We start from the raw sequence: 14,956 nt of genomic DNA, 5'->3' as shown, positions 1-14,956 counted from the left end.
GCATGGTATTGGTTTTTGGAGGAACAACGGAAGGCAAAAAAGTGATGGAGTGTCTTGAAAGACGTCAACAACCATTTATCTACTCTACGAAAACAAAAGTGGAGGTAGAGGAGAGTGCGTACATGAAATATCATTCGGGTGCATTGGATCAAGATTGCATGGATGCATTTATCCATGAAAATAAAATTTCAATGATCATTGATGCAGCTCATCCATTTGCAGAAATATTGCATCAAACGATAGCTTCCGTTGCCCTTAAAAATGAGCTTCCAGTCATCCGGTTTGGAAGAAAACCAATACAGCTAGAAGGAGAAAACGGAATACTTTGGGCGGAAGATTATAAAGATGCTGAAGCCTTGCTTTTTGATCAATTTCAAGGAAAGAAACTATTGGCACTAACAGGGGTACAGACCATTGAGAAGTTTGAAAAGTGGTGGAAACAGCATCCATCTATTTTTAGAATTCTACCAAGGGAATCTTCCAAAAAGATTGCTGAAAAAGCAGGTTTTCCTAAAGAAGATTTGATTCTCTCCATGCCTAATCAAGAACAGGAGTTAGAAGAGTCTTTGATTAAAGAAAAAGGAATTGATGTAGTGATGACCAAGGAAAGTGGAGCAAGCGGTTTTCTTCAAACTAAAATTGATGCTTCACAAACTTGTGGAATTCCGATCATTATTATTCGAGAGCCAAAAGTACCAGCTTCCTTTCAGGTGGTTTATACAGTTCAAGAACTCGAAAATAAATTAGGTCAAAATGGTTTTGAATAAATTCTATTTGTTCGCAGAACGTCTGCCTCTCTTACGGCATTGAAGGGAAAAGTGTTAAGAATTTCATGAAATGAGCCGTTAAAAATGATTTTGTTGTTCGAGCACAGCGAGTTTAAAATCATTGAGGTGAAAGGAATGAAATTTAGCTTTTGACTTCACAGCCTAGATTTTTTTGCTTCGTTTTGTCATCAATGGAAAAAATGAAGAAGAAAAATTGAAAGTAGTGAGAAGGGGGAACCGGGTAACATTTTAAAGATAAACATGGGTTTAAAGAAAGTTCCAGAAGGTGAGTTGAAAGAAGGTTTCACAACAGGAACCTCAGCCACGGCCGCTGCAAAAGCAGGCTTAAAGGCCATTATCTTTCAACAACAACAGGAAGCGGTAGAAGTGCATTTACCGATAGGGAAAATATTGTCTATACCTGTTCACTATTGCGAATACTCTTTAAGCTCTGCAAAATGCAGTGTCATCAAAGATGCAGGCGACGATCCCGATGTGACCAACGGTGCCGAAATAGGTTGTGAGTTACAGCTGATCGAAGCACAGGAAATCCAGTTTATAGCAGGTGATGGTGTAGGAACCGTCACACTTCCTGGTTTGCAATTGGGAGTAGGAGAACCGGCCATTAATCCTGTTCCAAGGAAAATGATCACCGATGCTTTACAAAAGCTTTTGCATGATTATGATTTGGAAATGGGGGTGGCAGTCACTGTTTATGTGGTGAATGGAAAAAAGCTCGCCAAGAAGACTTTAAATGAGCGAGTGGGCATCATGAACGGCCTTTCCATTTTGGGTACTTCAGGCATTGTAAAACCTTATTCGGCTTCTTCCTACATCGCAAGTATTGAGCAAGGCGTTGACGTTGCAGTTGCCAATGGCATTGATGAACTCGTGATCAATTCAGGAGCAAGAAGTGAGAAATACCTTCGAGCACTATTTCCTGATTTTTCAGAACAAGCCTATATCCATTATGGAAACTGGATTGGTGATACGCTTCGCAAAATTCAAACTTCACCCATCAGAAAAGTGACCATCGGAATCATGTTGGGTAAAGCAGTAAAGTTGGCAGAAGGACAAACCGATACGCACAGTTGCGTTTCCAGTTGGAACAAAGAATTTATTCAATCCATCGCTCAAGAAGGAGGCTATTCAAAAGAGAACCAAGAAGCAATTCTTCAATTAAATATGGCGAGTAGACTCGTAGAGATTTTTCCTTTTACAGAAGAGGAATTATTCTATCAGTTACTACTCCAAAAATGCTATCAAACAACAAAAGAAATAATAAAACAAACAGAACTCACCATCTACCTTATCGGAAAAGAGGGTGATTTTATAAAACTAAATAAGATATGACAGGAGCAGGTTTAATTCGACCATTAATGGCAGGAGTATTACACTCCTTTGAGCCAGATCATATTACTGCGGTTTCTGTATTGGCTACAGAAAATGCGATTAAAAAAGAAAGAGCCTCTTTTAAAAATGTATTCAAAGCATCACAATGGGCTTTAGGACATTCAGTGACCCTGATTTTATTAGGCGGAATTGCCTTGCTGTTCAAAAGTACAGCGGAGATTTTTGTTCATGATTTATCACATTGGGCAGAAATGTCAGTAGGTCCGATCATGATTTGGTTGGGTATTGTGGCCATCAAAAGAAATCACAAGATCAATGACATGATGCAGGATCATAAAAGGATCGAAGAGCATGATCATTTAGATACCAACCCGATTCACCTTCATGGAAAGCAAGGGGAAGAAATTGCTATGAATCCCATGAACCGCTCATTTTGGGTCGGAATGCTTCATGGATTGGCAGGGACAGGTGGAGCCTTGACTTCCGCTTTGATTTTAAGTTCCGCTACAATGTGGGATGCCGTATTAATTCTATTGGTAGAATCTGTTGGAATCATCTTAGCGATGGGCATTTACAGCTATACTTTATTGACGGTTTTAAGTCGATTTATAGAAAAGAACATCGCCATTTTTAAGTGGATGAATGGACTCGCAGGAGTAGCTTCTATCGTCATCGGATCATACTGGATTTACAATTCAATTTTTGCTTAATGAACAACTTCCCTTTTACAGCCATCATCGGTCAGGAATCGTTTAAGTTGGCACTTATTCTTAATATCATCGATCCTACTTTAGGAGGAGTTTTAGCCGTTGGCGATAAAGGAACGGGCAAGACTACTTTGATCCGTTCACTGTCTGATTTGATGGAAAAGCCATTTGTCAACTTGCCGATTGGTGCTTCTGAAGACAGAGTTTTGGGACATATCAATTTGGAAAAGCTCATCAATGATAAAAAAGAAGAAGTCCAACATGGTTTGCTATCACAAGCCCATCAGGGTTTTTTATATATCGATGAAATCAATTTGCTGAATGATTATTTGATGGATGTGCTATTGGATGCTTCCGCAACGGGAAGTTATCATTTGGAAAGGGAGGGAATTTCAAGAAAGTTGAAGAGTCGTTTCTGTTTAATCGGCTCCATGAATCCGGAAGAAGGAGATTTACGTCCTCAATTAAAAGATCGTTTTGGTCTTTCGGTAGAGGTGAAAACGTCAACTTCATTAGAGGAAAGGACAAAAATAGTACAACACCGCTTGGCTTTTGATGACGATCCGAAAGCATTTTTTGAAGGTTTTGATAAAGAGCAGAAACAACTTTTTAATCAAATAATTTCAGCACAGGAAAGACTTTCAAGTATTGAATTAGAAAGTGATGTTTTAGAATATTGTTCTCAACTCGCCATTGATCATGCGGTAGAAGGATTAAGAGCAGATATTTTATTAGTTAAAACGGTAAGGGCTTATGTGGCATTTCAAAATAGAAAGAAAGTTACCAAAGAGGAGGTAAAAGCGATTCAAGAATTTGTGCTTTTGCATCGTAAAAATCAAACTCCTCCGAATCAGGAACCGCCTCAAAATCCTCCACCTCAAGAAGAGCAAAAGGAGCAACCGGAAACGTCAAAAGAAGAAACACCTCCCAATCAATTTGAATCCGTAATTCCAGAGAAAGAGGTCGTACTACAACAGTCTTTTAAGGAAAGCAATAAGCAAATCATCCATCAAAATGGAATAAAATCTTCCACAGATACTCGAAAAACAGTGAGCCAATATTTAGCCACTGATACTTTCGAAGTCATCAAAAAATCAAAAGTAGAACCAACAAAAAAGCAGGTCATCTTTATTTTGGATTCAAGTGGTTCCATGATCAAAGATCAAGTGATTGCCTATGCCAAAGGAGCGGTTCAAAAGATGATAGAAAAGAACGAATTATCGGATGTACATTTTTCACTGATTTCTCTTTTTCAAAATGAAGCGGAAGTATTAGTACAGGAAACCTCTAACGTCGGTTTTGTGACAGAAAAAATACAGCAATTGCAGACGGGAGGAAAGACGAACATCATTGCCGCTTTGAAGAAAATAAAAAGCATGTTGGTGGGCTTTGATTTATTAGAAACGGAGTTAGTGATTATTTCCGATGGACGTTTTTGTGCTGAAACTGCCATCGAAGACATTATTTCAAGCTACCAATTCCATTGTAAAAAAGTAGATCACTTGACTTTAGTCGATGCGGAAACGGGCGTAGTGAAATTAGGCATTATGCAAGATTTAGCCGATCGTTTAAGAGGCAATTATCAAAAACTATCCCTTTAAATCATGAAAGCAAAAATTCATTTTGTTACAGGAGGCCAACGTTCAGGAAAGAGTGCTTTTGCTGAAAAAATAACGTTAGAGTTATCTGATTCGCCTATTTACTTGGCGACTTCTAAGAAATGGGATGAGGAGCACAATGAGCGAATTGCATTGCATCAAGAAAGAAGGGAGGAGTGTTGGACTACCGTGGAAGAACCCATTGATATTCATCATCATATTTTTGCTGGAAAAGTAGTTTTATTGGATTGTATTACGCTTTGGCTGACCAATATTTTTGATGAGGTAGCTTACGACAAAGAAAAAGCCTTACGCAAAGCACAAGAAATTTGGACCGCATTAATTGCTCAGAATTGTACTCTGATTGTGGTCAGTAATGAAATTGGATTGGGTGGAATATCCATGAACAAAGCGAGTCGTCAGTTTACCGATATTCATGGACTGATCAATCAGTTTATCGCCAAGCAAGCACAAAAAGTAACATTTGTAGTATCCGGCCTTCCGATGGTCGTAAAAGAATAAATTGAATGAAAACAGCAAGCTTCATCATCGCTGCACCAACAAGTAATTCGGGCAAAACCACTGTTACATTGGGATTACTTCGATTGTTGAAAAACAAAGGATATAGCGTACAGCCTTTCAAAAGTGGTCCGGATTATATCGACCCTAAATTCCATAAAATAGCTTGTGGAAAAACGGGTATCAACCTTGATCTTTTTATGATGAGGGAAGAACACATGCGTGCTACATATCATGAGTTGGCCAATGAGGTCGATGTGGCTTGTATCGAAGGCGTAATGGGTTTGTTTGATGGTGCGAGAAAGTCAGAAGGAAGTACCGCTGAGTTGGCAAAGAAACTTAATATTCCTGTCATTTTTGTAGTCGATGCTAAATCCGTAGCCTATTCCGTTGCACCCTTATTATTCGGCTTCAAAAACTTTGATCCCGATTTGAATATTGCAGGAGTGATTTTCAATCGTGTCAATACAAAAAGCCACTACAAATTTTTAGAAGAAGCATGCGAAGATGTTGGGATAAAAGCATTAGGTCATGTGCCCTATATTGAAGAATGTAAAATTCCTTCAAGACATTTAGGATTGTCGATTGATAACCTCTCAAAATATGATCAGATGATCGGCAAAATGGCGGATCAGATGAATGAAACTATTGCTATTGATCAGCTACTTTCTATTACTCAAAGAGAAAAAACAATCCTTGATAAAAAGGCGGAAACTTCAAATCCTGACTACAAAATAGCAGTGGCACAAGACGAAGGTTTCAACTTCAGTTATTATCAAAATATTGAAGCCTTAAAGCAATTAGGAACCGTGCAGTTTTTCAGCCCAATTCACGACCAAGAACTCCCCAATGCCGATTTGGTTTATTTCCCAGGAGGCTATCCGGAATGTTATACACAAGAGCTTTCTGCAAATGTGAAAATGAGAGAAAGCATCAAAAGTTACGCTGAAAACGGAGGACAAATCATCGCCGAATGCGGAGGGATGATGTACCTCGGGAAAAGTATGGTGGATCAAAAAGGAAATGAATTATCAATGGTGGGAGTATTCCCTTTTACAAGTTCAATGGAAGCCATGAAACTCACATTGGGTTATCGAAAAATTGACATCGATGATTTTATCATCAAAGGACACGAATTCCATTATTCAAAAGTCCATCAAGACGAAAATGTAACCACCGTTGGAACCGTTTGGAGTGCAAGAGAGCAAGAAGTTCCAACAAAAATCTATCAATATAAAAACGTATTGGCCTCTTACATCCACTTTTATTTTGGTGAAGTAGGAGACCTTCAGCAGTTGCTTCATCATATACAAAATAACCATGTTTCAAGTGTTAAGCGATAGCGTCACTTGGAACTGTCTATTGGCGAAGTCTCCTGACTTCTAGGTGAATAATATTGTCTTTCGAAGTCGGGAGACTTCGCCAATTATAAATCACAAGTGACGCCTGCCGGCTTAACACTTGCGATATTGAATCTACTCCATCACCAACCCATGATTTAAATCATGGGCTGATGATGGAATCAGAATAGTCCAAATACATAACAAATAAACTCTTACGCTATGAAAATCTACACTAGAAAAGGTGATTCAGGAAAAACAGGCGTATTCGGCGGAAAAAGAGAGTTCAAAGATGCTCCCCGTTTAGAATGCATAGGTACACTGGACGAAGTGAATTCGACCATCGGTCTATTAAGATCAAAATTAGGCAATGATCACGAGTGGCAACCGAATTTACATAGAGTTCAAAAAGACATGATGAATATGATGTCACATTTGGCTCGACCATCAGATTCTAAAAAAGAAAACCAAAATCCTCACCCCACTGACGGAGCAGAATTTTGCGAAGCATGGATCGATGAAATGGAAGGGAAAATGAGTAGTCCTTCGGATTATTTCTTACTACCGGGAGGAAATGAGATTTCAGCTTTGTGCCATGTGTGCAGAACACAAGTGAGAAGAGGCGAGCGCACCTTGGTGACTTTACGTCATGAAGATCCGGAAAGTGTATTAGACTATATCTCTTCGTACATCAACCGTCTGTCTGATTTGTTTTTTACTATGGCAAGATCGGAGATGGACAAGCACGGAGTAGCCGAAGAAAAATGGAATTTATTTTTATATAAACGAAAGAAAAAACCACAAGCATGAGAAAAATCCCAATAACGATTGTTACAGGTTTCCTAGGCGTTGGAAAAACGACCTTAGTACACCAAATGTTGAATAATGCCAACGGAAAGAGAATTGCATTGATCGTCAATGAATTTGGAGAAGTTGGTGTAGACGGAGAGATCATCAAAGCAGGTTGCGGTGATGAAGAGTGTAATTTGATCGAGTTATCAGACGGTTGTATCTGCTGTACAGTACAAGAAGAATTCTTACCAGCAATGTTGGAGTTGATAGAACGTAAAGAGGATATCGACCATATTGTGATTGAGACATCAGGATTGGCAATGCCAAAGCCTTTATTAAGAGCAGTAAATTGGCCTGACTTAAAACCTCATATTACTATCGATTCTGTAATTACAGTAGTAGATGCAGTGGGTGTGGCAACTGGTGAGTTCTGCGATAGACAAAGAGTGCAAGAGCAACGATTAGCTGACGAATCATTGGATCATGAGACATCAATTGAAGAGTTGTTCCTAGACCAATTGACTTGTGCTGATTTGGTATTGGTGAGTAAGAGAGACTTGGTTGATGATGCTAAATTTGAAGAGATTTCTTCTTTCGTTCAGCAAAAAATCAGAGCCAATACGAAGATTATTCCTGTAGTAAACGGTGAGGTAAGCAATGATCTTTTACTTGGTCTTGATGCTTCTGCTGAAGATGATGTAGAAAACCGTCATTCTATTCACGAAGAGCATCATCACCACGATCATGATCACGGGCACGACCATGAACATCATCATCATGACCATAGTCACGATCACCATCACCACCATGATCATGATCACGACGATTCACTTTCTACGGAATTACTGCAATATTCAGAAACAGCAGACATCAAGCAGTTAGTAAAAGAATTAACGCAATTGGTGAAGGAGAATGAGATCTACAGAATCAAAGGTTTTGTCAATATTCCCAATAAACCAATGCGTATGATTTTACAAGGGGTAGGTGATCGTTTTGATTATTATTTTGATCGACCTTGGAAAGAAGGAGAGACAAGAAAAACGCATTTAGTAGTAATAGGAAAAAACTTAAAATTAGCTTCAACAGCTCATGCATAAGAATATAAAACTATTATTACTAGCATCAATTTTCACTCATATGGGAGCCAACTTATTAGCTCCCATTTATGCCATTTTTATAGAAAATATTGGAGGTACATTAATTGATGCCGGCATTGCCGTAGGTGTATATGCCATTTTCAAAGGGATTTTCTATTTCCTTTTTGATAAAATAGATGAGACCAAACTGAGCAAAAGAGCTATGATGTGTATAGGCTATGCTCTAATGGGTGTAGGTTATGGATTGTATGTTTTTGCCAGTAGCCCTATTCACGTTTTCTTAATTCAGATTATCATCTCACTAGGTGAGACTGTCATTAATCCTTCATGGAGTGCCATTATTGCCATGTCATTGAAGAAAGGAAAAGAGAAAAGTATCTATTCTCACTTTTACGGCTACCGTTCCCTATCAGAAGGCATCGCCGCTATCATCGGAGCCTTATTCGCCATGCAATTTGGTTTTGCATTAGTCTTTTCACTAATGGCATTTTTCTCTTTAGCATCAAGTGTTCTATCCTTATTGGTGGAAGAATATGTGATATCAGAACCAGAAAAAGTAAAGGTTGCTTAGTTTAATTATTCTCTCAACATGCATTTAATTTCAACACTTCCTGGAGGATGGAATCCTAATGACGAAGGCGTTTTCCATATCCAACAATCTACCGGAGACCTTCTTTTCTTATCGGCAGCTGACACCGAATTATTCACAGTCAACAAAGCCTATCAAGAATTACATCAAAAAGAAGCCGAATTACCCAGTATACGTTTAGCCAATTTGACGTATTTCAAGCAGGAATTGACGATTGATACCTATATCGAAGAAGTAGTGTCAGAAGCCAAAGTTGTAGTGTTGAAATTATTGGGAGGAACCGCTTACTTTTCTTATTTGTGTGAAGCGATTGCTGAATATGCCGAGGACAATGATATCGATGTGATTTTCCTACCGGGTGATAATAAACCTGATTTGGAATTGATGCAGATGTCCACTTTGCCACTTTCAAAAGTCAGCGAAATATGGCAGTATTTTGTGATGGGAGGAAAGGAAAATACCAAAGAGGTGTTGAAGCTGATCATGAATGAAACATTGGAGTACGATTTTCCAATCAAGGCCCAAGAAAGTATTCCTGATTTATTCCTTTATCATCCTTCTAAGGGAATTCTCAATCAACCTTTAGCACATACAGAAAAGGCAACGGTATTGATATTAGGCTATAGAAGTTACTTCTTAGCTGATAACCTTGATCCATTTATTGCAGTGACTGAAGAGTTGGAACGAAGAGGCGTGACAGCCATTACTTGCATGGCCTTGTCGTATCGTGATGAAGATATTCAGCAACGTATTTTTTCTCTTTTAGAAAATTGTAAAATTGCTTCGCCTAATGTACTGATCAATACGACCGGCTTTTCATTACAAGGTTTTCAAGACAATGAAACCAAAGGAATTTTTGATACACTCAATGTTCCCGTCATCCAAGCAATATTGGCGAGTTGTAATAAGCAAGTGTGGGAAGAAGGGACTTTTGGTTTACCGCCAACAGATATTGCCATGAATATCGCTTTGCCGGAAGTGGATGGAAAGATCATTACCTCAGTAATTGCCTTCAAAGAAGCGAAGGAAAAGGACGAGTTGACAGATTCTGAAATTGTATATTTCGAGCCTCATTTAGAAGGTTGTCAGTTTGTGGCCGAACATGCAAAGGCGTGGATTCAACTAGGAGAAAAAGAAAACAAGCAGAAAAATGTGGCGGTTATTCTTCCGAACTATCCGAGTAAAAATAGCCGTTTGGCAAATGGAGTAGGATTGGATACACCTGCGAGTACTGTAGAAATATTAAATGCTTTAAAAAACTCAGGGTATGATTTAGGCGAAAATGTTCCTGAAGGGACCGAAGAATTGATGGAGTTGTTGACTGAAAATGTCACCAACGAATTAGAATCTCTTTCTTATAAATCGGCTGAAATTAAAATCAAAGAAGAAGACTTTTATACTCACTACAATCAACTATCAAGAACTTTAAGAGAGAAAATAGAACAGCAATGGGGACATCCTTCAAAATCCCCCAATTACAGAGAAGGCTATTTTCTTATCCCTGGAAAAAAACTAGGGAATATCTTCTTAAGTATTCAGCCCAACAGAGGATATAATATCGATCTACAAGCCACATATCACTCCCCTGACTTACTACCGACTTACGCTTATTTGGCGTATTATATTTGGGTACAGTATTACTTTTCAGCCGATGCGATCATCCATGTAGGGAAACATGGCAACTTGGAGTGGTTGCCGGGAAAAGGTGTGGCGTTGTCGAAGGAATCATGTTTTCCAGCGGCAATATTGGGAGCTATACCACATTTCTATCCCTTTATTATTAATGATCCAGGAGAAGGAACACAAGCCAAAAGACGTAATCATGCCATCATTTTAGATCACTTAATTCCGCCGATGACAAGGGCTGAAAATTATGGTGAGTTGCTTCAATTGGAATTGTTGATTGATGAATTTTATGAATCGGCTTTACTAGATCCCAAAAGAGCGAACTTAATCAAAGCAAAAATTGAAAACCTTGTCAACTCTACTCATTTAAGAGTGGATTTGAATGAAGATGGGAAAGATATTGACGCTTTATTAGAAGTAATTGACGGCTATTTATGTGAATTAAAAGAAGCTCAAATCAGAGGTGGATTGCATATTTTCGGTTTACTCCCACAAGAAGAAAAGTTCTTGGATATGTTGGTGGCATTGCACCGCTTACCTCAAGGAGAAACCAAGAGTATTTTACAAGCCTTAGCCATTGATTTGGAATTAACATTTGATCCATTGGATACCGTTTATGAAACGGCATTACAGCAAACGATCATGGGAGTGGAATGCAGAACGATAGGTCAGGCAGTAGAGGTTTTGGAGAATAGAGCGAAGACGATCATTGAGGGAATCATCCATAATCAAGAAGGAAATAATGGTGAGGAAACACAAAAAGTCGTCTCATTTATCAAAGGAAAAACGATCCCGACTTTACTAAAAACAAGGAATGAAATAGACCACCTTCTCAAAGGCTTAAATGCACAATACATTCCTGCCGGCGGATCAGGTGCCCCAACAAGAGGACGATTGGATATTTTACCGACAGGTAGAAATTTCTATTCCGTAGATACAAGAACAATTCCTTCTCCATCCGTTTATGATTTGGGAGTGAAAAGTGCTCAGAATATCATTGACAGATACCTGCAGGAAGAGGGAGAGTTCCCAAGTTCAGTAGCGATTTCCGTTTGGGGAACCTCAACCATGAGAACAGGTGGAGATGATATAGCACAAGCTTTTGCATTATTGGGTGTCAGACCAATTTGGCAGGGAGCGAACCGAAGGGTAAAAGATTTTGAAGTTATTTCAACCTTGGAGTTAAAGCGTCCAAGAGTCGATGTTCTATTACGTATTTCTGGTTTCTTCAGAGATGCTTTTCCTGATGTGATTTCTTTATTCAATTCAGCTATTGAGAAAGTAGCTCAATTGGAAGAACCGTATGATATGAACCCGATTAAAGCTCGTTTTGAAAAAGAAAGAGAAGATTGGAAGAAAGAAGGATTGGATGAGAAAACGGCTTATGAACGTTCATTGTACAGAGTTTTCGGTTCCAAGCCAGGAGCGTATGGAGCAGGATTGCAGGGATTGATTGATGAGAAAAATTGGAACACACAAGAAGACTTAGCCAATGTGTATATCAATTGGGGTGGTTATGCGTATACAGGAAGAAGAAATGAAGGGAAGTCAGCCCATGAGACCTTCAGAAAGCGATTGTCTATGGTGGAAGTTGTGGTTCAAAATCAAGATAACCGAGAGCATGACCTTTTAGATTCTGATGATTACTACCAATTCCAAGGAGGTATGACAGCTGCAGTCAATTTGGAGAAAGGGGAAATGCCGACCACTTACTTTGGGGATCACTCCCGTCCTGATCAACCTAGAATCAAATCGCTTAAAGAAGAATTATTAAAAGTATATCGCTCAAGAGTAGTTAATCCAAAATGGATGGAAGGCATGAGAGATCACGGTTACAAAGGTGCTTTCGAAATGGCCGCTACTATGGATTATCTTTTCGCTTATGATGCAACCACTAATTTGATTGAAGATTTCATGTATGAAGGGATCACAGAAGAATACCTTTTCAATCAAAAAAATCAAAAATTTATCCGTCAACATAATCCGTGGGCATTAAAAGATATGTCGGAGAGAATGCTGGAAGCTATCCAAAGAGGATTGTGGGAAAACCCAACTCAAGAAACATTAGATCAGTTGAAATCACTGTATATGAAAGCGGAAGGGGAGTTGGAATAGGATTATATGAATTGAATTGATTATCAGTGATATGAAATCGTTAATTTATTTCATTTTATAATGGGAGGTTTTCGAATTATAATTAACTTATAGAGCACAAAGACTTAAGTACTAAGTCAAAAATAGGTCATATTTAATTCTAATTTATTTTTTGTGAGTACAACGCTAAAAAACGTATGAATAGTGGTTCTATTAAAAGTTTTTTGAAGGAAGTAATCGCAAAAAAATAAATAGAATTAGTATTAAATAATTTTGTCTTGGTACTCATAATTACTTAATCCGAAAACTATTTATGGACACATTAATTGAATCAATCTATGCCCTTGAAATTCTAGATTCAAGAGGTAATCCCACAGTACGTGTATATGTAGAATTGTTTGATGGTACAAGAGAGTATGCCTCTGTTCCATCGGGAGCATCTACAGGTCTAAATGAAGCACTTGAACTCAGAGATGGTGATGAGAGGTATGGAGGGAAGGGTGTTCAAAAAGCAGTAGATAATGTGATAACCGCTATTGCGGATGCCTTGGAAGGAATGGATGCAACTCAGCAAAAAGAAATCGATTACACTATGATTGAATTAGACGGCACAGACAATAAGTCGAAGCTAGGTGCTAATGCAATTTTGGGGGTATCGATGGCAGTAGCAAAAGCGGCTGCAAGATCGTTGGATTTACCATTGTATCAATATTTAGGTGGAACCAACGCCGTTCGTATTCCGGTACCTTGTATGAACATTTTAAATGGCGGAGAACATGCAGATAACAGTGTAGACTTCCAAGAGTTTATGCTCGTGCCTCATGGTGCACCTTCGTTCAAAGAGGGACTTCGTTATGTGGCAGAAACATTTCATATTCTAAAAGGAATTTTGAAGGAAAGAAAATTAGCAACAAGTGTAGGTGATGAAGGAGGTTTTGCTCCAGATTGTGAAAGTAACGAAGCAGCAATCGAGCTAATTATTGAAGCCATAGAAAAGGCAGGGTATAAGCCTGGTGAGGATTTATCTATTGCCGTTGATAATGCCGCTAATTCATTCTGTTCTAATTTGAAGGACAACTATGATCTAGTTTGGTCAGGAAGAGGTAAAATGACTTCAGATGATTTAATCGACTTAGCAGGAGAGTGGTTAGAAAAGTATCCGATCATTTTATGGGAAGATCCTTTAGCGGAAAAAGATTGGGATGGTTTTGCTAAGTTCACTGCAAAATATGGAGATAAGATTGAAGTAGTTGGTGATGATATTTTCGTTACAAATACCAAATACATTAAAGAAGGCATTGAGAAAAAAGCTGCTAATTCTTGCCTTATCAAGCTCAATCAAATCGGGACAGTTACCGAAACTATTGAAGCGGTGAGAATGTGTAGAGAAGCGGGGTGGCGTTATTTCTTATCTCATCGATCAGGAGAAACAGAAGATACTTTCTTAGCTGATTTTGCTGTTGCAATGGATGGAGGGCATCTTAAAACAGGTTCTGCTTGTAGAGGTGAACGTATAGCGAAGTACAATCGACTATTAGAAATTGAGCATGAATTATACGGAAGATCTGAATACAGATGGAAGTAAATAATACTTCGATTAACAAAGAGTACCATCTTTCTTAGGTGGTATTCTTTGAATAGCAATTACACTCAAACCACTGGATCATAAATTTTTAAATATATTTTGTCAGTAAAATGCTAAAACTACGACTTACTTGTGATACTGTTCAAAATATTGGAAAACAGTAGCCACAAAACATTTTTTAAAACCAAACTTTTACTTTTACTATGAAAAAGAAGTTATTAACTCTATTCATTTCCTTTTTTTGTTTGAGTGTTTACGCACAAGATGCTGAAACATTACCCTCAAAATATTTATATGCAGATGCGACTGTTCAAATCAGTTCTGACTTTGTAGGATCTTTATCGCTAGGTCACTCTTGGGGCTTAGGACAAAAGAAAAGATTCGTTCTTGGAACAGGACTTCGCTATTCCTTCTTCCAAGGTAAAGATAATAAGGAATTTTACTCAGCTCCTCCAGAATATTTCGGAAAATCTGATAAGCAAGATACTTTAACTATAGCCTCTCCTAGTCAGTCGAATATTGTCCTTTATATTTCTTTGAGTTACCGTATTAAGAGCAAGTTTGAAGTGGGTATGAACATCGATGCTGTAGGTTATACTTTTGGATCTGACAAAGATGCAGTTTACACAGGAAATGGAAGCTCTCAAGCTACAACAGCTTCTTCTAACAACGTTTCAGCTTTACTGATTGGAGCGAATGATATTGGTATGTTAAGCTCTGAGTTCTATGTACAGTATCACTTCAATAAAAAGTGGTCAGCGAAGTTAGGTTTTGCTCATACCTTCACTGAATTTATGACTCCAACTGAATTACAACCTGGCAATGACAGGTTTAGAGGTGTCAGTGATGGTTTGGTAATTGGCGCTAGATACAACATTAAATAGATATT

At 38.4% G+C, this 14,956-nt stretch carries 12 protein-coding genes; all 12 read left to right on the top strand.

All coding sequences use genetic code 11. The annotated features are described in order from the left end of the window. Nucleotides 1-2 precede the first annotated feature (2 nt). The 12 genes from cobK to IC221_RS14325 all read left to right on the top strand — a co-directional run bounded on the left by cobK (nt 3) and on the right by IC221_RS14325 (nt 14,951). Nucleotides 3-767 (top strand): precorrin-6A reductase, encoded by a 765-nt coding sequence (gene cobK / locus IC221_RS14380; RefSeq protein ID WP_188169631.1) that lies wholly within the window; start codon nt 3-5, stop codon nt 765-767. A 261-nt stretch (nt 768-1,028) separates the two neighbouring features. Further along, on the top strand, nt 1,029-2,120 hold the full coding sequence (cbiD, locus tag IC221_RS14375) for a cobalt-precorrin-5B (C(1))-methyltransferase CbiD (protein ID WP_188169630.1): 1,092 nt from the start codon (nt 1,029-1,031) through the stop codon (nt 2,118-2,120). Continuing rightward, on the top strand, nt 2,117-2,830 hold the full coding sequence (locus IC221_RS14370) for a cytochrome c biogenesis protein CcdA (RefSeq protein ID WP_188169629.1): 714 nt from the start codon (nt 2,117-2,119) through the stop codon (nt 2,828-2,830). Before cbiD ends, IC221_RS14370 begins: the two co-directional genes overlap by 4 nt. Next, nucleotides 2,830-4,428, top strand: coding sequence for a VWA domain-containing protein (locus tag IC221_RS14365; RefSeq protein ID WP_188169628.1), 1,599 nt, complete (start codon nt 2,830-2,832; stop codon nt 4,426-4,428). Before IC221_RS14370 ends, IC221_RS14365 begins: the two co-directional genes overlap by 1 nt. Nucleotides 4,429-4,431: 3 nt before the next feature. After that, nucleotides 4,432-4,947, top strand: a complete 516-nt coding sequence (gene cobU, locus IC221_RS14360; RefSeq protein ID WP_188169627.1) for a bifunctional adenosylcobinamide kinase/adenosylcobinamide-phosphate guanylyltransferase — start codon at nt 4,432-4,434, stop codon at nt 4,945-4,947. 5 nt (nt 4,948-4,952) lie between these two features. Continuing rightward, on the top strand, nt 4,953-6,287 hold the full coding sequence (locus IC221_RS14355) for a cobyrinate a,c-diamide synthase (RefSeq protein ID WP_188169626.1): 1,335 nt from the start codon (nt 4,953-4,955) through the stop codon (nt 6,285-6,287). Nucleotides 6,288-6,506: 219 nt separating this feature from the next. Then, entirely contained in the window at nt 6,507-7,094 is a 588-nt protein-coding gene (locus tag IC221_RS14350; RefSeq protein ID WP_188169625.1) for a cob(I)yrinic acid a,c-diamide adenosyltransferase, read from the top strand. Next, entirely contained in the window at nt 7,091-8,173 is a 1,083-nt protein-coding gene (gene cobW, locus IC221_RS14345; protein WP_188169624.1) for a cobalamin biosynthesis protein CobW, read from the top strand. The genes IC221_RS14350 and cobW overlap by 4 nt, the downstream gene beginning before the upstream one ends. Further along, on the top strand, nt 8,166-8,744 hold the full coding sequence (locus tag IC221_RS14340; protein WP_188169623.1) for an MFS transporter: 579 nt from the start codon (nt 8,166-8,168) through the stop codon (nt 8,742-8,744). Before cobW ends, IC221_RS14340 begins: the two co-directional genes overlap by 8 nt. An 18-nt stretch (nt 8,745-8,762) precedes the next feature. After that, nucleotides 8,763-12,503: a cobaltochelatase subunit CobN gene (gene cobN / locus IC221_RS14335; RefSeq protein ID WP_188169622.1), complete on the top strand. Its 3,741-nt coding sequence runs from the start codon at nt 8,763-8,765 to the stop codon at nt 12,501-12,503. A 292-nt stretch (nt 12,504-12,795) separates the two neighbouring features. Continuing rightward, nucleotides 12,796-14,067 carry a phosphopyruvate hydratase gene (gene eno, locus IC221_RS14330; protein WP_188169621.1) on the top strand — a complete coding sequence of 424 codons (1,272 nt, stop codon included), beginning with the start codon at nt 12,796-12,798 and terminating at the stop codon, nt 14,065-14,067. Nucleotides 14,068-14,270: 203 nt separating this feature from the next. Next, nucleotides 14,271-14,951, top strand: coding sequence for a hypothetical protein (locus tag IC221_RS14325; protein WP_188169620.1), 681 nt, complete (start codon nt 14,271-14,273; stop codon nt 14,949-14,951). Nucleotides 14,952-14,956: the final 5 nt, after the last annotated feature.

The organism is Flammeovirga sp. EKP202 (genome assembly GCF_014534745.1).
Classification (GTDB): Bacteria; Bacteroidota; Bacteroidia; order Cytophagales; family Flammeovirgaceae; genus Flammeovirga.
The sequence above is the reverse complement of the archived record's forward strand: the minus strand, read 5'-3'. Positions and strand labels throughout refer to the sequence as shown.

What these genes read in the sequence shown, in the direction of transcription:
- cobN (WP_188169622.1), top strand. Translation starts at nt 8,763, where the DNA reads ATGCATTTAATTTCAACACTTCCTGGAGGATGGAATCCTAATGACGAA.
- IC221_RS14340 (WP_188169623.1), top strand. Translation starts at nt 8,166, where the DNA reads ATGCATAAGAATATAAAACTATTATTACTAGCATCAATTTTCACTCAT.
- eno (WP_188169621.1), top strand. Translation starts at nt 12,796, where the DNA reads ATGGACACATTAATTGAATCAATCTATGCCCTTGAAATTCTAGATTCA.
- cobK (WP_188169631.1), top strand. Translation starts at nt 3, where the DNA reads ATGGTATTGGTTTTTGGAGGAACAACGGAAGGCAAAAAAGTGATGGAG.
- IC221_RS14365 (WP_188169628.1), top strand. Translation starts at nt 2,830, where the DNA reads ATGAACAACTTCCCTTTTACAGCCATCATCGGTCAGGAATCGTTTAAG.
- IC221_RS14350 (WP_188169625.1), top strand. Translation starts at nt 6,507, where the DNA reads ATGAAAATCTACACTAGAAAAGGTGATTCAGGAAAAACAGGCGTATTC.
- cobW (WP_188169624.1), top strand. Translation starts at nt 7,091, where the DNA reads ATGAGAAAAATCCCAATAACGATTGTTACAGGTTTCCTAGGCGTTGGA.
- cbiD (WP_188169630.1), top strand. Translation starts at nt 1,029, where the DNA reads ATGGGTTTAAAGAAAGTTCCAGAAGGTGAGTTGAAAGAAGGTTTCACA.
- IC221_RS14370 (WP_188169629.1), top strand. Translation starts at nt 2,117, where the DNA reads ATGACAGGAGCAGGTTTAATTCGACCATTAATGGCAGGAGTATTACAC.
- IC221_RS14325 (WP_188169620.1), top strand. Translation starts at nt 14,271, where the DNA reads ATGAAAAAGAAGTTATTAACTCTATTCATTTCCTTTTTTTGTTTGAGT.
- cobU (WP_188169627.1), top strand. Translation starts at nt 4,432, where the DNA reads ATGAAAGCAAAAATTCATTTTGTTACAGGAGGCCAACGTTCAGGAAAG.
- IC221_RS14355 (WP_188169626.1), top strand. Translation starts at nt 4,953, where the DNA reads ATGAAAACAGCAAGCTTCATCATCGCTGCACCAACAAGTAATTCGGGC.